Origin of the sequence: Saccharopolyspora phatthalungensis (assembly GCF_014203395.1) — a bacterium.
GTDB lineage: Bacteria > Actinomycetota > Actinomycetes > Mycobacteriales > Pseudonocardiaceae > Saccharopolyspora > Saccharopolyspora phatthalungensis.
On the sequence record NZ_JACHIW010000001.1, the window covers coordinates 4,571,405 to 4,589,147 of the forward strand.

At 65.3% G+C, this 17,743-nt stretch carries 20 protein-coding genes; 7 read left to right on the top strand and 13 right to left on the bottom strand.

Annotation, left to right across the window (positions count from 1 at the left end):
• The first annotated feature begins 84 nt into the window (after positions 1-84).
• On the top strand, positions 85-348 hold the full coding sequence (locus tag BJ970_RS20975; RefSeq protein WP_184727807.1) for a hypothetical protein: 264 nt from the start codon (positions 85-87) through the stop codon (positions 346-348).
• Between the two features lie 126 nt (positions 349-474).
• Here the strand turns inward: BJ970_RS20975 and BJ970_RS20980 are convergent, their stop codons facing one another.
• A complete protein-coding gene (locus tag BJ970_RS20980) occupies positions 475-666 on the bottom strand; it encodes a DUF397 domain-containing protein (protein ID WP_184727808.1) in 192 nt (63 codons plus the stop codon).
• A 5-nt stretch (positions 667-671) separates the two neighbouring features.
• Positions 672-1,553, bottom strand: coding sequence for a helix-turn-helix domain-containing protein (locus tag BJ970_RS20985; protein ID WP_184727809.1), 882 nt, complete (start codon positions 1,551-1,553; stop codon positions 672-674).
• Between the two features lie 822 nt (positions 1,554-2,375).
• Here BJ970_RS20985 and tgmA point away from each other — a divergent pair.
• The 3 genes from tgmA to BJ970_RS21000 are packed head-to-tail and all read left to right on the top strand — an operon-like array spanning position 2,376 to position 4,842.
• Entirely contained in the window at positions 2,376-2,723 is a 348-nt protein-coding gene (gene tgmA, locus BJ970_RS20990; RefSeq protein WP_221467248.1) for a putative ATP-grasp-modified RiPP, read from the top strand.
• Positions 2,720-3,673 (top strand): ATP-grasp ribosomal peptide maturase, encoded by a 954-nt coding sequence (tgmB, locus tag BJ970_RS20995; protein WP_184727810.1) that lies wholly within the window; start codon positions 2,720-2,722, stop codon positions 3,671-3,673. The genes tgmA and tgmB overlap by 4 nt, the downstream gene beginning before the upstream one ends.
• A complete protein-coding gene (locus tag BJ970_RS21000) occupies positions 3,670-4,842 on the top strand; it encodes a methyltransferase domain-containing protein (protein ID WP_184727811.1) in 1,173 nt (390 codons plus the stop codon). Before tgmB ends, BJ970_RS21000 begins: the two co-directional genes overlap by 4 nt.
• A gap of 21 nt (positions 4,843-4,863) precedes the next feature.
• On the opposite strand, the gene BJ970_RS21005 is transcribed toward BJ970_RS21000, so the two are convergent.
• The 5 genes from BJ970_RS21005 to BJ970_RS40065 form a co-directional block, all read right to left on the bottom strand.
• Positions 4,864-5,115 (bottom strand): Mut7-C RNAse domain-containing protein, encoded by a 252-nt coding sequence (locus BJ970_RS21005; protein WP_184727812.1) that lies wholly within the window; start codon positions 5,113-5,115, stop codon positions 4,864-4,866.
• A 266-nt stretch (positions 5,116-5,381) separates the two neighbouring features.
• Positions 5,382-5,537: a hypothetical protein gene (locus BJ970_RS21010; RefSeq protein WP_184727813.1), complete on the bottom strand. Its 156-nt coding sequence runs from the start codon at positions 5,535-5,537 to the stop codon at positions 5,382-5,384.
• A 54-nt stretch (positions 5,538-5,591) separates the two neighbouring features.
• Positions 5,592-6,563 carry a tetratricopeptide repeat protein gene (locus BJ970_RS40415; RefSeq protein ID WP_512700288.1) on the bottom strand — a complete coding sequence of 324 codons (972 nt, stop codon included), beginning with the start codon at positions 6,561-6,563 and terminating at the stop codon, positions 5,592-5,594.
• Positions 6,564-6,566: 3 nt separating this feature from the next.
• Positions 6,567-7,907 (bottom strand): IS701 family transposase, encoded by a 1,341-nt coding sequence (locus BJ970_RS21015; RefSeq protein ID WP_221467249.1) that lies wholly within the window; start codon positions 7,905-7,907, stop codon positions 6,567-6,569.
• Between the two features lie 131 nt (positions 7,908-8,038).
• Positions 8,039-8,221, bottom strand: a complete 183-nt coding sequence (locus tag BJ970_RS40065; RefSeq protein WP_376775128.1) for a helix-turn-helix domain-containing protein — start codon at positions 8,219-8,221, stop codon at positions 8,039-8,041.
• Between the two features lie 1,080 nt (positions 8,222-9,301).
• On the opposite strand from BJ970_RS40065, the gene BJ970_RS40070 reads away from it, so the two are divergent.
• Positions 9,302-9,553 (top strand): DddA-like double-stranded DNA deaminase toxin, encoded by a 252-nt coding sequence (locus BJ970_RS40070; protein ID WP_184727815.1) that lies wholly within the window; start codon positions 9,302-9,304, stop codon positions 9,551-9,553.
• 355 nt (positions 9,554-9,908) lie between these two features.
• On the opposite strand, the gene BJ970_RS21030 is transcribed toward BJ970_RS40070, so the two are convergent.
• Entirely contained in the window at positions 9,909-11,021 is a 1,113-nt protein-coding gene (locus BJ970_RS21030; protein WP_184727816.1) for a helix-turn-helix domain-containing protein, read from the bottom strand.
• A gap of 1,279 nt (positions 11,022-12,300) precedes the next feature.
• On the opposite strand from BJ970_RS21030, the gene BJ970_RS21035 reads away from it, so the two are divergent.
• Positions 12,301-12,834 carry a hypothetical protein gene (locus tag BJ970_RS21035; protein ID WP_184727817.1) on the top strand — a complete coding sequence of 178 codons (534 nt, stop codon included), beginning with the start codon at positions 12,301-12,303 and terminating at the stop codon, positions 12,832-12,834.
• A gap of 181 nt (positions 12,835-13,015) precedes the next feature.
• Here BJ970_RS21035 and BJ970_RS21040 read toward each other — a convergent pair whose 3' ends face one another.
• Positions 13,016-13,321, bottom strand: a complete 306-nt coding sequence (locus tag BJ970_RS21040) for a hypothetical protein (RefSeq protein ID WP_184727818.1) — start codon at positions 13,319-13,321, stop codon at positions 13,016-13,018.
• Positions 13,322-13,432: 111 nt separating this feature from the next.
• Complete coding sequence (locus tag BJ970_RS21045) at positions 13,433-14,158, bottom strand: Mut7-C RNAse domain-containing protein (RefSeq protein ID WP_184727819.1); 726 nt, start codon at positions 14,156-14,158, stop codon at positions 13,433-13,435.
• 206 nt (positions 14,159-14,364) lie between these two features.
• On the opposite strand from BJ970_RS21045, the gene BJ970_RS21050 reads away from it, so the two are divergent.
• Entirely contained in the window at positions 14,365-14,727 is a 363-nt protein-coding gene (locus tag BJ970_RS21050; protein WP_184727820.1) for a VOC family protein, read from the top strand.
• A gap of 67 nt (positions 14,728-14,794) precedes the next feature.
• Here the strand turns inward: BJ970_RS21050 and BJ970_RS21055 are convergent, their stop codons facing one another.
• From BJ970_RS21055 to BJ970_RS21065, 3 genes are all read right to left on the bottom strand, one after another.
• Entirely contained in the window at positions 14,795-15,568 is a 774-nt protein-coding gene (locus BJ970_RS21055) for an SDR family oxidoreductase (protein ID WP_184727821.1), read from the bottom strand.
• A gap of 462 nt (positions 15,569-16,030) precedes the next feature.
• Positions 16,031-17,176, bottom strand: a complete 1,146-nt coding sequence (locus BJ970_RS21060) for a cation:proton antiporter (RefSeq protein WP_184727822.1) — start codon at positions 17,174-17,176, stop codon at positions 16,031-16,033.
• Positions 17,177-17,182: 6 nt separating this feature from the next.
• Positions 17,183-17,662 (bottom strand): cation:proton antiporter regulatory subunit, encoded by a 480-nt coding sequence (locus BJ970_RS21065; RefSeq protein ID WP_184727823.1) that lies wholly within the window; start codon positions 17,660-17,662, stop codon positions 17,183-17,185.
• Between the last annotated feature and the right edge of the window lie 81 nt (positions 17,663-17,743).

Genomic DNA, 17,743 nt, shown 5'->3' on the forward strand with positions numbered 1-17,743 from the left:
CAAGTCAAAAGCGTCCAATTAGGACTGTCGTCGGTCGTAACGCTGCTGGGGGTCGTGCTCGGCTGCATGCGCGCTGGCGCTTTCATGCTCAGTGCGAATGAGCGGATTCCCGATCCTGAGACGACGCCGACCACGACGAGCTCGGCGAAGTCGCCGGAGTGCCGGGCCGTCGAACCCAAGGCATCGGCGCGGACCGTGACGGTTGGCGAGCCAGACGCCGAACGACTCTACCGGACGGCCTTCTCCTGCATTGTCGTCGGCGCGGTCGCCGTGCACTGGATCGCTCGCCTGTCGCTCGACGAGGTGCGGGCGCGCCGTGCGGAGCGGCGGCGAGCACGACAGCGGTAGGCAGAAACGGAAGCGCCCCCGGCACTTGGGCCTTGCGGATCTCGAAGTCCATCGCATCCCCGTAGATCGGGTGTTGCGACGACTCCTAGAGCCGAAGGGGATGCCGGGGGCGCTTCGCTGTGACGGTCAGAACCGGTCGGACTTCACCGCGTCGATGAACGCCGCGAAGGACTGAGGCGTGGTGCTCAGGATCGGCGATGCCTCACCGAGCTTCGAGTCCCGAACGAGCGCCGTGCCAGGCTGGTTAGTGGCAACCTCGACGCAGTTGTTGCCCTGCCCGCTACGGCTGGACTTCCGCCACTCTGGGGTTGTGCTCACGTCTGCTACTCCTTCGAACGGGTGGCGTGCGCTTCCTGGATGCTACTGAGCAGGCTCCGAGACTCCTTCGCTGGGAGGGCTTGAGCTTGGAGGTCACTGAACAACCTCGCCAGCTCTGCCACGTCTCGAAGGTCATCGATTACATGCCCGCCAAGCGGGGTGTCGCTGAATGCCACGTCGCCGTGGCCGGGGTCGGGGAACCTCAAGACCGTGATCGGACCATGCGCACCGACGTGAGCGCCCGCGTCGAACGGCAACACCTGTAGATTCACGCTGCGTTTCTTGCTGACTTGCGCGAGGTGCCGAAGTTGTTCGGACATCACCGCCGGAGACCCGACAATGCGACTTAGGGCCTCCTCAGCAACCACGGCATGAAGTGTGAGACCTCCTCCTTTCTCCAAGCGTTCCTGCCGCTTGAGCCGCGCGTCTACCCATTCCTGAAGCTCTGCATCCGTGAGCACCAGGCGACCAGCTTCATGGACGGCTCGCGCGTAGCTCTCGGTTTGCAGCAGGCCGGGCACGATGCCGAGTTCGAAATGAAAGACCTCGGATGCGTCCGTTTCGAACCCGATGAACGGGGTCATGTACGTGGGCAACTTGTAGCTCTGCCACCACCCACGCTTTCCGCTCTCGCGGCGGAGCTGTTGCAGTTGATCAGCCAAGTCGTCCGGCGCTCTGTAGAGAGCCAATAGCGCGCTGAGGTCTTGCGCGCTGACTTTCGAGTGGCCGCGCTCCCAATGCCCCACCGTCGACCGCGAACGCTCAAGCGTCGCGGCTACGTCGTCCAAGCTCATCCCAGCCGAGTCACGAAGCTCTCGCAGCTTCCGGCCGAGGTGGACCTGTCGTGCTGTACCTGCCATGACCACAGTCTCGCAGATGATGTGCACGAAACAGATCAACCGTTTAGGGCAGTGACTGGATTATCGGGTAACCGTTACCGTCTAAGCGTCGCCATTCGCGAGTTTGGAAACCGTAGCAGGATAGGAACCATCACGGGAACAGGGGTTGCGAATGCTGGGAGACGACACCTGGACTGATCTGTCACACTTAATCCACGCGGTCGACGTAACACGGAACGCAGAAACCACACTGTGCGACATACCGGTTTCAGACGAGTCGAGCGCGTCCAATTCAGTTTGGTGCGACACATGCGCTATGAAGATCCTAACCGCCCCTGCGCAGGGGCGGACGGCATCGCGGCGACATTACTGGATTCCGGTATCGGACGGGGCTCGACACGCCTTTCGAGGGCTTATCGCGGACAGCGAAGAATCCGACACCTCTGTGTGCGGTAAGTGGCGACGAAGAGAGACGACGACCAGACTCGCGATTGGCTCCTGACACCCCCTTGCCGAAGCTGCGGGGAGGCCCTTCGCGGTGAAAAGGCATGAGCTCCCTGTAAGTGCGTGGTTCTCTGCGCGCCCGCCGATATGTGCCCTGGATCGAACAGGAGCGGCTGGCCGCAGGGCACGGGATGACCGGATCGGCACAGCACTCCTCGGGTGGTCCGGTCATCCCCCGATCTCCGACGCGGCACGAGGTCGACGCGCGGCATTCGCCGAAACCGGCCCACCGCGCCGGGCCCTGGTCGGCGTGCGCCCCTCGCACGCCGACCAGCACGTCAATGGGGAGACCCGGTCGGTGAACACGCCATCGCGGGTCGTATCAAGAACTCTGGCCGAAGTCCGGTCAGATGGAATGGAGGTTGTATGACGAGCATGTTGACGCGGTTCGCGGACGAACCGCTGGCGTCCGACAGTGCACAGTTCCCGCTCGCCCGCCCGGCGAGGGCCCCGGAGAGCACAGCGGAGCCGTCCCAGGTGGGCGTGCGCCCTTGGGGCCTGCGGGGCATGACCGAGCTCTCCGGTACCAGCCGGGTAGTAGGGGTTTGGCAGTACGACCACGAACGGCAGGTGGCGGTCGACGGTGACGGGCGTCCGCTGGCCGAGGTGATGGCGGAACCGACGGCGGGCTCAGTGACCGGCAACGACGGCGACGAGGGCCCGTCCGAGGACTATGTGTACGACTTCGCCCCGGATGCCCCGCAGCCGGTATGACAGTTCTGATCCTCGCTCGTGATCTCGATCCGTCGGCCGATGCGATGGTCACCGCGCTCCGTGATCGCGGGACGCGGGTGGTTCGAGTGAACACCGCGTGGTTCCCTGCGCAGCTCAGCGTTTCCGCTGGGCTGCGCGGGGGACGTTGGTCCGGGTACTTGCGCACACCCGCGCACTGCGTCGAGCTGGAAGACGTGCACGCGGTGTGGTACCGCAGCCCCGAGGCTTACCAGATGCCCGCCGAGCTGTCCGAAGCCGAACGCCACCACGCGTTCATGGAAGCCAAGTACGGCCTTGGGGGCGCCTTGTCCAGTTTGGATGCTCTGTGGGTCAACCATCCGTTCCGGCTGGCGGAGGCAGCCTACAAGCCGCTGCAGCTCATTCGCGCTGCCGCTGCCGGGCTACACGTTCCGGGCACTGTAATCACCAACGAGCCCGAGCGGGTGCGCGAGTTTGCTGCCGAGGGCAAGACCATCACCAAGCTGCTGGGGTCGAACTCCCTGTCCGAGCAGGGAACCCGGAAACTGTCGTGGACGCGCCTGCTCGACGCCGCAGAACTCGCCGACCTCCGCGGTATCGAGGTCACCACGCACATGGTTCAACGGTGGGTTCCCAAGGCGTTCGAGGTGCGGGTGGTGGCAGTAGGCGAACACCTGACGGCGGCGGCGATACACGCAGGCAGCGCGGCATCGTACGTGGATTGGCGCTCCGACTACGACGCCCTGTCCTACGAGCTGATCGACCCGCCACCGGACATCGTCACCGGAGTTCGGTCGTTGATGGCGGCGTTCGGTCTCGTGTACGGGGCACTGGATTTCATTGTCACCCCATCGGGGCACTGGCACTTCCTTGAAATCAACGCCGGGGGCCAATATTTGTGGCTCGAAGCCGCGACCGGTGCGCCGTTGACCGATGTCCTTGCCGACTTCTTGGCGAAGGGAACGCAGTGACAACTCACCTGGACAACGATTGGCATGCGCGGGCGCAAGCGCTCGCCGACGAACTCGAAGCGCGCGGCGACCTCACTGACCCGGCATGGAAAGCCGCGGTCGCCGCGACCCCGCGGCACGAGCTCGTGCCCGAGTTCTTCCAGCAGGACCAGACCGGAGGCTGGCAGCCTGGCGACATGACCTCGCCCCGCGGTATGGAGCTGGCCTATTCCCCGGTCACCCTGGTTACCGCGCTCGCCGACCGGGGCCACTACCGCGAAGCCGTGTCGAGCAGCACCAAACCGGATCTGATCGTGCGCATGCTCGAAATCCTCGACGTGCACGATGACCACAAGGTTCTGGCCATCGGCACCGGCACCGGCTACACCACCGCGCTCCTTGCACACCGGCTCGGCGGCACGCGCGTGTTCTCCGTCGACATCGACGCCCGGTTGGTGGCGGCGGCCCAGGCGCGCCTCGCCGCCATTGGACTGCATCCGACCCTCGCAGCCGTCGACGGCGAGGGGGGATTGCCGGACCACGCGCCCTACGACCGGATCATGGCGACCTGTTCGGTGCCGCGGGTGCCGTGGTCATGGGCCGAACAACTGCGGCCAGGCGGCGTCGTGCTCGTTGACGTCAAAACCGCGATGAACGCGGGAAACCTCGTGCTACTGCGTCGATGTGGCGACCGACTCGAAGGCCACTTCACCGCACGGTGGGGCTCGTTCATGCCGATGCGCCATTACAACGACCCGTCGCCCCTGCGCCGTGTTCCGGTCCAACAGACTGGATCCGCGCGCACCACGTCCGCCGCGCCGACCCCGTGGTCGGACAATCGGGTCGTGTGGCTGCTCGCCCAGTTCCACGGACTTCCGTCCGGTCTGCAGATCGGGCACAAGCTCGATCCCCACACTCGACAGGCGATCGCCAGCACCATCACAGCCCAGGACGGCTCGGCCGTCGAGGTCTCCCTGACCCCCGTCGACGAGGAAACCTGGGAAGTCGCCGAGAGCGGTCAGACCGCGTTGTGGCCGGCGGTCGAAGCCGCTCACCAACTCTGGCTGGATCTCGGACGACCGGACTGGCAGCGCCTCGGCCTGACAGCCACGCGCCGCAGCCAATGGGTCTGGATCGACGACCCAGACGGTGAGCACCGCTGGCAGATCCACGCAAAGCAGGTCCATTGATACTGCCGACGCTGAAGGCCATCACGGGCTGATCCCCGGGTGCGCGAGGCGCGCGGCCCGGATGATCGCGTTGATTCGCCGGGCATGCGCGCCCCGCCAGTACACCTGCCCGCAGTCCCCGCAGCGCGCGTATTCGTTGTAGTGGCGGCGGGTTCCCGACTCGATCTCGTCCAGCAAGTCCTGTTTGGACACTGGAGTAAGGATGCCGTTGCACGCGGTGCAGCGAGTCCAGGGGGCTAGCGGCGGCGCGAACCGGTCGATCACGTCCGCCAATCGGGCCGGTAGCGGAGGTGAGTACCCGACACTCCTGGCGGGCTGTTACCTGACTCGGCTGCGCGCTGTGCAGTGTTCGCGATTACTGGCGATTATTCGCCAAATCGGCCGATTTGTGCCGGGGTTCTCCTTGAATGGTGGCGTTTTAGCTGTCCGATCGGAGGAAGCATGCGTCACTCCCGGCCCATCGTCTGTGCCGCCGTGGCTCTGGCAACGGCAAGCACGGTCCTGGCCACTCCGGCGGTCGCCGCGCCCGCCGGCGAAAATTACGTCGCGCTGCACGCACCGAGCTCGTTCAGCTGCGGGTAGCCGACCACCACGACCTTGGCGTTCGGCGCAGCCCGAAGGCATACCCCCAGCTGTGGGCCGATTCGCATCACGTCGCCGACTTCGCGTTCGCGGGCCTGCTCCGGCGCGGTCACCGACGCATGGTGATACGGGCATCCCCAAGCAATGTGACATCCCATGCACTGCGACTACGCCAGTGCATCGAGTCGACTGGTCAGTTTGTCCAGACTCTCCCGAGCCCGTACAGAGTTGACAGTGGCCATTGCCCGTCTCGCTGCGTCTGCCTGCGCCCGCGCATCCTCCACGCGGCCCTGAGCTAGACGGACGAGGCCAAGACGAACCATGACCTGAGCCCTCCCCCGGCCCCGGTCCGAACCGAAACCCCGCATAGCTTGGTCGAAGTGGGTTGCTGCTTTGTCTAGCTCCCCGATCGAGTAGTACGACCGGCCCAACACACGGAAGAGGTGCGGGTCCGTCAGGAACCCAGCCCACGAAGGCACCCCGTCCGGGTATTCCTTGCCGATCAGATCTTCAGCTAGACCCAGCAGATTCCGGGCTTCGCGCGCATTCCCCGCGTTGCCAAGGTGGCGAGCCCTTACGGCCGCCACATTAGCCCGCTCCAACGGGTGCACCCGGTTGTCTTGGTAGACCCCCACTAGTACAGAGGCCGCGTCGGCCGGTCGTGTCTCCATGAACGAGGACAGGTTAAGTCGGACATGCGCGGTTAGGGTCGGATCGTCGCCTTCGTTGCTCGTGCGAACCGACAGCTCGCTCATTCTGCGGGTCTGATACTTGAGCCCAGAGTCGTGCATAGACCACGCTAGTCGGTCTGACAGCGACGCTACGGCGCTAGACAGGGCCTTGCGGGTACCGGATGTCATCGGCCGGTCCAAAAGACCCACGGCCCATCGCAGGGACTCCCCTGCGACACCTGCCGCGACTTTGCCTCCGTACTGGAGGTCCATCGCCGAGAAATGCCGGGCGGACTCCCGCACGGCCGCGACCTCGATCCTGCCAACTTGGCCGGACTCCTTGGGGGAGACCAGACCGTCAAGGAGTCGTGCCAACGGTTCGCTCGCGGTGGCGGTAATCGCCGCAAGGAGAGTTCTCCTGTCCATGTCGTCTGCTAGTCCTTTCACACCTAGTACGGCAGCAGCCATTCGCTAGCTGACCTGGGTGATCTTGGTGTCGCGGGCGAGTCTGGTGCGTTTGTGGTGCCATCGTGATCGTGCTTGGTGTTTGCGGCGCCAGTTCACCCAGTGGGCTGTGTTTTCGGATGGTCGGCGTGTGGTGTCGGCGGTCAGGTGTTTGATTTCGGGGATGGTGAGCGGGATCATGCCGGGATCGGCGGGTGGGGGCTGGTCCGGGTGTGCTGGTTCGGAGGCTTGGCTGTTGGTGCGGTCGCGTAGCAGCGCGGCGGTGACGGCGCAGACAGCGAGGGCGGCGCAGACGAGCACGGTGTGCCGGGCGATCGCGGTGTAGAGCCTGGCTTGGGACTGGTCCAGGCCGAAGCTGTCTTTGCCGAACTCGAATCCTTCCTCGACGGGCCAACGGAGCCCGGCGGCCCGGATCAGCCTCGTCTTGGTGAGCAGTTGTCCTTCGGGTACGAAGCAGTAGTGGAAGGCCAGTTCGCCGGTGCGCAGGTGTTTGCGGATGAGTAGGTAGTGCCGTTGTGAGGCGGTGGCGATCCAGGCCCATGCGTACCACCGGTCGCCTTTGGAGCCCTTGCCGGCCGAGCGGATTTCCCACCGTCGCTTGTGTTTGAGCAGTGTCTTGGTTGCCTGTTCGCAGGACAGCACCGTGCCGCTGGGCAGGGTGATCCGGAAGTTCTTCTGGACCCGCAGCACATAGGCTTGCTCGTCGGCCTCGAAGTGCTCCCGCAGTTCGGTGCAGTTTCCGTAAACCTCGTCCCCGCAGTAGAAATCGGGTCGGATCCCGTCGGTGGTCGCTGTGGTGCAGATGTCGATGGCGAGCTGTCCTTTGGTGCGGAAGGTCAGGTCTGCCGGTAGTCCCATGCGCAGCGCCCGCACCGGGTCGGTGAGGTGTCCTTCGGGGATCCACTGCCGGAACCCGATCAACGCGTGTCCGGTGCCTTCGCGCACATACGACAGGTGCACCGTGTTGATCCCGTTCTCCACCCGGCCCGCGCAGCCCATATGCTGGCGTTTGACGCCTGCGGTGGCTTCGCCTTTCTTCTGCTGCCCCGTCTCATCCAGCGCCCCGATCACCAGCTTCCCGCGCCTGCGTCCGGACTTGCGGGCCGCCTCCTCTAGCCCGGACACCGCGAACCGCCGGATCTCGGCCATCGCCGCGGCCTCATCCCAGCGCGCCCGGTTCAGCAGCCGCTGCGTCTTGTCCGGCGTTCGGTCCCCGACGTGCTCGGCAACGGTCCATCCGTTCCGTTTCGGTATCTCGCTCATCACCGCCCGCACGTACTTACGGGCCTGCACGAACGGCTCGATCCGCCGAAAACACCAGCGCAGCTCCTCCAGTAACTCACCCAACTTCCGCCCACCCAACCGAACACCTATCCTGGCAGCCGCAGCCGCCTGTGATCCTGTTGTCCTCACAAACACATGATCAACAGGCGGCTGCCCTACATCGAACGCAGCCCCCAACCACACGTTCCCGCAGGTCAAAAACCAAATGGCTGCTGCCGTACTAGGGCTCGCTCGTACGCCTTTATGTGTCTGGGGAGTACCGGTCTCTTACCGGTCTCAATCTGGGACAAATATGGGGCAACCATGCTGACTCGGTCGGACATCTCCCGAAGGCTTACTCCCGCGCCTTCGCGACCGGCCCTGAGTATGGCACCCATATGGGTCAAGGCCCCTCCTTTGCTAACCCCTGCTAACACTTATCCACTTCCCAAGATAGCGGCAGCTGATCAATGTGGATACCGAGCGGACCTGGTTCGCACAAAACTGGGGAGCTGCATCAACGGAGACGGCAGCGAACCGGTTTGATCCCCCCTCGACCGGGCCGGGTCCGCTCACCCAATCGGACGACACTAGGCGGGTGTTGCTGTGGTCAATGCAGTCCTGGAGCAAATCTCCTGGGATCTCATCCGAGTCGCTTACCGGATCATCGATGATCCGGCCGTATCTCAGGATGAACTGAGCAAGCTAGCTGAGACTCTGACCGAGATTGCCGAGAGGCTCCGAAAGCTAGAGTCGCGATGAGACCCGCTGTGAGCCCCTGGTTCTCTGTGTCCGGGAAGTTAAACGACGACGGGAACTGGCATCTCGGAATATTCCGGGCGCTCATGCACCGTGTCCTCCCGGATGCGTACAAGGTTTCCCTGGAAGGCAGGGTCTTCTTCTTCTCGCTGTGCGGCTCGCCTGTTGTAAAACGAACGGAACCTACGGACTATTTGGTTGCCAAATGCCCGAAGTGCCTTCGTCGCCCTTAACGCACGCTCAGGATCCGATTATGTCAGAACGACCGAGATGCAAAGGCTCCGGGTAGCAGCTATCTACCGGGGGTCGCCAAAGACCCTACCGCACGTACCTCGTAACGATGAATGGGGGTTACCTTGCCCAAGGAAGCTGAAACGTTCGGTACCGACGAACCCATAATGTGGGCGTGTCCAGCAAGTGGCTGCCTGTTTTCACACCAAGACCCAGATAAGATGGGGCCGCACGAATACCAGGTGCACGGCCGCGCATTCATGGCGAAAACTTCCACCGTGATTATAGCTAGGGGAAGCGACCAATAGAAGCGGTGAGTCATCTCAGCCCGTCATTCCTCCGTCCGAGACTAACCGCCGCTGTGCCCTAGCGGCGCGCGATGCGACCGCTGCGCGCAGGGCAAGGGACGGCTGGACCAGACTGCATCCCCCTTTGGGGTGGTCCAGCCGTCCTCCCATACCCCCACATGATTTGAACGGAGGTGATCTATGGTCGATAGCCCCGGTAGGCACAAAGGTCCTATCGAGCGTGTAGTCGATCTTCGAACCCACGCGAAGAATGGAGCCAGCGTGAGACCGGGGCAGACGTACGGCGTAGTCGTCGTCAACAATGCGATGTGCCCCGGTGAGCAGGGCTGCGCCAACGCGGTACGCGCTCTCCTGCCGCTCGGGTACACGCTGGTGGTCTGGGAGCCTGGCGCTACCAAACCGACAGTGATCCAAGCAGAAGCGAGACCATGATCGTGGTAACCGGCATCGGTGCGGACCATGAAGGTTGGCGAGCCAGACGCCGACGGGCTCTGCCTGACGGCAGTGCGAGCCGTATCGTCGGCGTGGTCGCCGTGCACTGGATCGCTTGCCTGTCGCTAGACGAGGTGTGTGGGAGCGCCGTGCGGAACGGCGGAGTGCGCGACGGCAGTGGGCCGAAACGACAACGCACCGGCGGTTGAATGCTGGGGCGTTGTCGTTTTGGACGGTTCGACTAGAGCGCGTCTGGCAGACTCCGCTGCGGAGCAAGGCGACCCGCCCGTAAAGCAGCGTCCCGCATGGTGATACGGGCATCCCCAAGTAACGTGACATCTCCCTGAACTTGCGACTATGCCAACACGTCGAGTCGACTGGTCAGTTTGTCCAGACTCTCCCGAGCCCGTACAGAGTTGACAGTGGCCATTGCCCGCCGAGCTGCGTCTGCTTGCGCCCGTGCATCCTCTACCCGGCCCTGAGCTAGACGGACCAGGCCAAGACGGACCATGAGCGTGACCCTCCCCCGGCCCCTCTCTGGGCCGAAGCCCCTTAGGGATTGTTGGAAGTACGAGGCAGCCCTGTCGTAATCCCCGATCGCGTTGTACGAGTCACCCAGTATTTGACAAAGGTGGGGTATCGATAGGAACCCGGCCCACGAAGGTACCCCGTCCGGGTACTCCTTGCAGATTAGATCCTCAGCCAGGCCGAGGAGGTTTCTAGCTTCTCGGGATTCCCCTGCGTTGCCAACGTGGCGGGCTCTGACTGCCGCCACGTTGGCTCGTTCCAACGAGTGGACCCGGGTGTCTTGGTAAAGCCCCGTAAGCACCGATGCCGCGTCTATCGGTCGGGTCTCCATGAACGAGGATATGTTCAGCCGAACGTGTGCGGTAAGGGTCGGATCGTCCCCCTCGTTGCTTGTACGGATCGCCAACTCAGACAGACGCCGAGTCTGGTACTTGAGCCCGGCATCGTGGAATGACCACGCAACCCTGTCCGAGAGCGATGCCACGGCACTCGAAAGCGCCTTGCGGGTTTCGGATGTCATGGGCCGATCTAGGAGGCTTACGGCCCACCTCAGTGACTCCCCTGCGACGCCGGCGGCGACGTTGCCGCCGTACTGGAGATCCATCGCTGAGTGGTGTCGGGCGGCCTCCCGAACGGCCGAGACTTCGATCCTGCCAACTTGCCCGGATTCCGCTGGGGCCACCAGCCCGTCAAGGAGTCGTGTCAACGGTTCGCCCGCCGTAGTTGCGGCGAGCGCTCTGAGGAGTGCTCTCCTGTCCATGTCGTCGGCCAGTCCTTCCACGCCTAGCGCACGCTCGTACGCCTTTATGTGCCTGGGGAGTACCGGTCTCTTACCGGTCTCAAGCTGGGACAAATATGGGGCAACCATGCAGACTCGTTCGGACATCTCCCGAAGGCTTACCCCCGCGCCTTCCCGCGCTGCCCGGAGTATGGCACCCATATGGGTCAAGGCTCCCCCTTTGCTAACCCCTGCTAACACTTTTCCACTTCCCAAGATAGCGGCAGCTGATCAATGTGGATACCGAGCGGGCCCGGTTCGCGCAAAACCGGTGAACTGCATCAACGGAAACGGCAGCGAACCGGTTTGATCCCCCCTCGACCGGGCCGGGTCCGCTCACCCCAATGGACGACAATAGGCGGGTGCAACTGTGGCTACGGTAGTCCGGCACCAAATAGCGTGGGATCTCATTAGAGTTGCCCACCGGATCATCCAAGACCCGGTGTCTCGGGGGGATCTGAACATGCTCGCAGACACTCTGACTGAGATAGCCGAAAGGATCCGAAAGCTAGAGCTGCCATGAGACCCGCTGCGAACGGGTGGTTCTCTGTGGCTGGGGATCTAGAGCCGGACGGCCGTAAATGGTATCCGGGGATTTTCCGAGCTCTCAGACACCGTATCGGACCGGATGCACCCGAAGTGACTATAGATGGGCGAGTCTTCCGCTTCTCGCTGTGCGGCTCGCCAGTTGTGGACAAAGAAGCCTCCCGGGATATCGAGGCTTGCTCGAAGTGTAAGCGACACCCGTGAGCCTGGAAAGGCCCCCGGTAGCAGCTACCTACCGGGGACCGTCAAAGACTCTACCGCGCGTACCGCGTAACGATGAATGTGGGTGTGAGTTGCCTATAGAAACGTTTAACCCCAACAAGCCTCTATCGTGGCCCTGCGTCGCTGATTGCTGCCCATTTGCTGACGAAGACCCAGATGTCTTGGGGCACCACGAACACGACGCTCACGGCCCTAGGTGGATGGCGGGAGGGCCTACCACGACCATTGTGGTGAACAGCCAATAGATGCGGTGTGAGCAACGCCGGACGTCCCAATCCTAGGGGTGCCAAAACCCAGGCGACTATGCCGCCGAACGGTACGAGCGACACGACAGCTGAAACTAGTAGCGGTTTCCCGTCACGGAGGATTCATAAAGGCAGAATGCGCCTATCCAAAAACACAGATTCCCCGGCGCGGAAACATGGCGGGGCGAGTCTGCCACAAACATGGCCGTGGTCCCATCCGGTGAGTCGACCTGTTGGCGGTGTCCTAATCGCGGCCGTCTAGTGGATCTCCGAACCCGCGCGAAGAAAGGAGCCAGCGTGGGAGACGATGGCTTGTTTGAAGAGCCGAAATGCCCGCCGCACGGGAGTACTCACCAGAACGAGTACTGATCATCAGTAACGACTGCGGTGCCGTATTCGGCAGCGCGCCGCACTGACAGGATGGGGCAATGACAGTCAGCAGCTGGGGCGACGTCCCGCCCGGTGTTCCGATGCATCACCACTGCGTTGTCAGCATCGAGTCCAGCGCCGAGCCGCGGAACTGGGTCGACGCGTCCACTGCCGAGCCCGCGCTCGTAGCGTGGCAACCGGGCGAAGTGTTGCAGTGGGTTCATGACCAGCTCGCCGAGCATGTCGAGAGCTCGGACGACTGTTACGGGCGGCGCGGGGTGATCGATGACGCACTTTGCCACCTATGCGCCGATCGACGAACTGCCCGAGCCCACTGCCGAGTCGATCCCGGATCGGTGGGTGTGGATGGCGAACACGCTGCGGATGGGCGGTGGACGATGACGCAGTACGGCTTGACGATGGGCCGTGCGCTGACGATTCAAGTCCTCGGGTACGCAGATGCCGACCAGCGTTCTGGCGCTGGTGGGCGCCGGTATGAGGTGTGCCGGAAGCACCAGCGCCCAGCCGATCGGCCGTACCTCGGGCTGGCCGACAGCCAGCGTGAACACGTCGAGCAGTTCGCACGGCCGTAGAAACGACGAATGCGCCCCGCACCCGGTGAAGGCGGCGCAGGGTGTGGGGCGCTTTATCACTCAATCGGAAGACGCGAACGCCAAGATCATCTGCGGAGACTCTTGCCGGAGGTGATCACACGGCCGCGTGCCGAATGCGTGGCGGGCAAGCCGACCGCGACGAGCAGCTATGCGCCACCTGTCAAGCTGCATTGGACCCAGGCGACCAGATACCGGCATTCAGCGTTGCTACCGCATCCCACGCGCGGCGGAGAAGCCAGTTGCGCCACGCCTCGCCCTGCCCCAAGGTGTCCCGCTCGATCGAGGCGTCCGGCCAGAGGCCGCGCGGGTAGTTCAGGTACCAGTGCCACTCTTGTTTGAGGATGTCGCGGCGCCGGATCGTGTCCTTGGTGTCCTCATCGGACAGATCTAGCAGATGCTCGGGAGGGTCTTCGGGCAAGGTGTCCCACATTCCGAATTCGGCAGGGGACGGTAGTGGCCGCAGCATCGTAATCCTTCCCGTCGTAGCTGGACCACAGTACGCCGAAAGTGCCCCACCTCCGGTGCAGGGCGGGTGAGGGCCACCCAGGCCCCTCACCCGGGTGAAGGGCGTGCGAGCTCACGGGCCGATCTCCGGGTGGGCGAGGCGCGCGGCCCGGATGATCGCGTTGATTCGCCGGGCGTGCGCGCCGCGCCAGTACACCTGCCCGCAGTCCCGGCAGCGCGCGTATTCGTCGTAGTGGCGGCGGGTTCCCGACTCGATCTCGTCCAGTACGTCCTGTTTGGACACTGGGGCAAGGATGCCGTTGCACGCGGTGCAGCGAGTCCAGGGGGCTAACGGCGGCGCGAACCGGTCGATCACATCCGCCAACTGCCGTGTCGGATCGGCGCCCCGTACATACCCGCCGGCCCACAGCGCACGGCGGCGGAGCAGGCCCCGATCCTGGGTGAGCAGCACCCGGTGCTCGCGCTCGGCTTGGGCGATCAGTTCGTCATCGGCGGCATCGTTGCGGTAGGCGGTGTCGACGCCGAGCAGCCGCAGCCGCCGGGCCAGCTTGCCGAGGTGCACGTCCAGCACGAACCTGGGCGACACCGGTTGCGGACGCCGGACCGGGCCGATCTCGATGGTGGAGCCGGGGCGCGGCTGGTGGGCGGGCGTCGCCGGCACGCCGTCGACCAGCAGCGGGCCCACTTCGGTGCGTGGGACGCCGAGGGACTCGGCGAGGTGGCCCAACGTCGCGGTGCCGTCGTAGCGCAGCTCGAACTGTTCGACCCGGTGCTGCGGCACGGCGAAGAACCACAGGTCCGGGTCGATGCGCACCCGCACGCTCGACTCGGGCGTCATCCCCTCATGGTGGCCCCAGCCGGGCAACGACGACATGTCCGGGCGCGTCGCGCATCCCGGCCGGAGTCGAGGGAGCCCACCGAGACCAGCCGATCACCGCCCTGCACCCCGGACGGCCCCACCGATGAGTTTTCGGGTTGCGGATGGTCAGCATGTTCGGCAACGCACCGCGAGCCCTGGTATTGCTCGCCCGACGAGGAAGGCGCATGCACGTGGCCATTCAGCCGATCATCAACACGCCCGACCTGGACCGCCTGCTGAACTTCTACACGGCGCTGTTCGGCGCGGTGGAGAAGTACCGCATCCCCGACACCGAGCCGACGTTCTACATCGGCCTGGAGGTCGATGACTTCGAGCTGGGCCTGGTGATCGCCAGGGACGCCGAGACCGGTACCACCGGCCGTGTGCTGCTCAGCTTCGACGTGGAGAACGTCGACGCGCTCCTGGAACGGGTGGAAGCCGTCGGCGGCCGGGTCCTGGGCCCGCCGAACGACATGCCGTGGGGCCAGCGAGTCGCCCACATCCAAGACCCCGATGGCAACGCGGTGAACCTCACCCAACAGCTCTGACGCTCCTCGTGAGTGATCGTTTGCGGCAAGAACCGGTGCGAACGCTTCCGAGCTCCGGTCAGTTCAGCTATAGGGTCGCGACCATGCCGCCGTCGCAGCGGATCGCGGTGCCCGTGATGTAAGACGCCTTGGCGCTGCACAGGAACGCCGCCGCCGCGCCGAATTCCGTAGGGTCGCCGTAGCGGCCTGCCGGGATCGCGGCTTCCGTGGACGCGCGAACTTCCTCGGGCGTCCGTTGCTCGCGTTCGGCTTGGGCGGTATCGAGACTGGCCACCCGGTCCGTCGCGATCCGGCCCGGCAGCAGCAGGTTCGCAGTGACACCGTCGGCCGCGACCTCTGCGGCCAGGCCCTTCAGGTACGCCGCGAGCGCGCTGCGGCCGATGTTGGACAACGCCAGGCGCGGGATCGGCGCGACCACTCCGCTGGAGCCGATCGCGAGCACCCGGCCCCAACCCCGTTCGCGCATCCCGGGCAGCACTCCCGCCACGAGGCGCTGATGCACCAGCAGCAGGTTGTGGACTGCTTGCGTGGTGTCGTCGATCGTGAGCACCGACGCCGTCGCCGGGCGTGGGCCGGGGCCGTTGAGCACCAGGATGTCGATGTCGCCCAACGCCGAAGTGGCTGCCGCGAGCAACTGGTCGGCGCCATCGGGTGCCGTCAGGTCGACCTCGATGCCGACCGCGCCGGGCAGTTCGGCGGCGATGGCGCGGGCCCGGTCGCCACGGCGGCCCGATACCACCACGTTGACGCCTTCGGCCGCCAGCGCACGGGCCGTCGCCTCGCCCAGTCCGCCTGTCGAGGCGCACACGAAGGCATTGCGCCCGGAAATTCCCAGTTCCATCAGTTGATCTCCGCGTTCGGGGTAGCAGACAGGTGTCGGTCCAGTTGTCCGGCGAGGCTTTCCGGCATGCCCCGGACGCCGGAATCCAGCAGCAGGCCCCGGCGGCGCAGCGCTGCGGATCGCCAGCCCGATTCTGGCGTGCGCCTCGAAGCTCACCGGCGGCCGGTACGGCGAGTACGTGTCACGCGCCGTCTGGTATGCGGCCGGACACGGGCGACCAGGACTTCCGGCACCGAGAAGCCAGTTATCCCGCCCGCCGGTCCGAGCTCGTCGAGCGGCCCCGCCTAGACCGCCGAACGCCGGCATCACCCACATCGCGCATGAGCCGGGCCAGGCTTGACTCGTCGACGTCCAATGTGGATTCGGAGAGCGGGGTCGCACCGGCGGATTCGGTGGCATTCCTTGCCTTTCTGGTTCTCCGGACGCTTGATCCAGTGCTCGCTCTGGCCGGTGGCGACTCACTCACGACGTCTGGCGTGCCGGATTGCCGAACCACCAGGTGATCAGCGGGCCTGCCACCGCCAGGAGAAGGACGTAGCCGGTGGTCAGGGGGCCGACCAGGACGTCTTGGGTGGCCACCAGTCCGACGATGACGATCGAGAATTCGCCGCGGACGATCAGCACGGTGCCCGCGCGCAGTCGGCCTCGGCGCCCGGCTCCGCCGCGGGCCGCCGCGTACCAGCCGGTGCCGATCTTGGTCAGCGCGGTCACCGCGGCCAGCGCGGCTGCCAGCGGGAGCAGCGGCAACAGCGAGGCCGGGGGCACCGAAATGCCGATCGCCAGGAAGAACGCCGCCGCGAAAAGGTCCCGCAGCGGTGCGACCACGGAGCGCACCCGGTCGGCCAGTGGGCCGGTCAACGCCAGGCCGACCAGGAACGCTCCCACGGCGGCCGAGGTGCCGGCCAGCTCCGCGATCGCGGCCACCACCAGGGCAAGCCCGACGATCCGCAGCAGCAACTGCTCGGTGTCGCGGTCCTCGACCAGATGGCCGACGCGGTGTCCCCAGCGGCGCGAGACGATCAACGCCAGCAGCAGGACCCCCACCGCGACCGCGACGCTGGCCACGCCGTGCAGCGCCGTGCCGCCGGTGGCCAGCACCGCGAGGATCGGTAGGTACACCGCCATCGCGAAGTCTTCGAGCAGCAGGACCGACAGCACGGCCGGGGTTTCCCGGTTGCCGAGCCGGTGCAGGTCGTCCAGCAGGCGGGACACGATCGTCGACGACGACACCCAGGTCACACCGGCCAGCGCCACGATTCCGGTGGCGTCCAGGCCGAGCAGCCAGCCGGCCAGTGCGCCCGGCGCGGCGTTGACGACCATGTCCGCCAGGCCGGAGGGAACGTGCTGCCGCAGCGTCACGGTGAATTCTTCGATGGAGAACTCCAGGCCGAGGGTCAGCAGCAGGAGCACGACCCCGATCGACGCGCCGATTTCCACGAAGTCCCGTGCCGCGGGCAGCGGCGCGATACCGCCCTCGCCCACCGCCAGGCCCACCAGCAGGTACAGCGGGATCGGCGACACCCCAAAACGCCGGGTGACCGTGCCGACCGCGCCGAGCACGATCAGCACGATCCCCAGCTCCAGCAGGAGGGCGATCGAGGTGTGCACCGCAACTCACCCCGCCAGGATGTGTTCCACCCCGGTGATGCCCTGCTGCGTGCCGATCACCACGAGAATGTCCCCGGCCTGCAACGACTGGCTCGGCGCGGGGGAGGCGATGACGTCCTCGCCGCGCACGATCGCCACGATCGACGCGCCGGTGCGGGTACGGGCGCGGGTCTCGCCGAGCGTGCGCCCGGCGAACGCCGACCCGGGGGTGACTTCGACCTGCCCCGCGTTCAGCCCCGGCACTTCGCGGGTCAGATCGGCGAAGCGCTCGGCGATTCGCGGGGCGCCGAGGATTTCGGTGACCGCGTCGGCTTCGTCTTCGCTGAGCCGGAACAGCACGCGGACCTCGTCGGGATCATCGCTGGGGTAGGTGACGAACTCGAAGTCGCCGCGCCGCCGAGCCACCACTCCGATGCGCTGGCCGTTGGTGGTGGTGAACTCGTAGCGCAGCCCGACCCCCGGGAGCAACACTTCGGTGACATCCATGCGTGCATCATCGCGCCGCCGCGTCCTACCTGCCGGTGGAGCAGGTGGCCCCGGAGACCGGCGGCGATTTCCATGGAAGTC

Coding starts and splice junctions, on each gene's coding strand:
- BJ970_RS20975 (WP_184727807.1), top strand. CDS start 85: ATGCTCAGTGCGAATGAGCGGATTCCCGATCCTGAGACGACGCCGACC.
- tgmA (WP_221467248.1), top strand. CDS start 2,376: ATGACGAGCATGTTGACGCGGTTCGCGGACGAACCGCTGGCGTCCGAC.
- tgmB (WP_184727810.1), top strand. CDS start 2,720: ATGACAGTTCTGATCCTCGCTCGTGATCTCGATCCGTCGGCCGATGCG.
- BJ970_RS40415 (WP_512700288.1), bottom strand. CDS start 6,563: ATGGCTGCTGCCGTACTAGGTGTGAAAGGACTAGCAGACGACATGGAC.
- BJ970_RS40065 (WP_376775128.1), bottom strand. CDS start 8,221: ATGGGTGCCATACTCAGGGCCGGTCGCGAAGGCGCGGGAGTAAGCCTT.
- BJ970_RS40070 (WP_184727815.1), top strand. CDS start 9,302: ATGGTCGATAGCCCCGGTAGGCACAAAGGTCCTATCGAGCGTGTAGTC.
- BJ970_RS21030 (WP_184727816.1), bottom strand. CDS start 11,021: ATGGGTGCCATACTCCGGGCAGCGCGGGAAGGCGCGGGGGTAAGCCTT.
- BJ970_RS21035 (WP_184727817.1), top strand. CDS start 12,301: ATGACAGTCAGCAGCTGGGGCGACGTCCCGCCCGGTGTTCCGATGCAT.
- BJ970_RS21040 (WP_184727818.1), bottom strand. CDS start 13,321: ATGCTGCGGCCACTACCGTCCCCTGCCGAATTCGGAATGTGGGACACC.
- BJ970_RS21045 (WP_184727819.1), bottom strand. CDS start 14,158: ATGACGCCCGAGTCGAGCGTGCGGGTGCGCATCGACCCGGACCTGTGG.
- BJ970_RS21050 (WP_184727820.1), top strand. CDS start 14,365: ATGCACGTGGCCATTCAGCCGATCATCAACACGCCCGACCTGGACCGC.
- BJ970_RS21055 (WP_184727821.1), bottom strand. CDS start 15,568: ATGGAACTGGGAATTTCCGGGCGCAATGCCTTCGTGTGCGCCTCGACA.
- BJ970_RS21065 (WP_184727823.1), bottom strand. CDS start 17,662: ATGGATGTCACCGAAGTGTTGCTCCCGGGGGTCGGGCTGCGCTACGAG.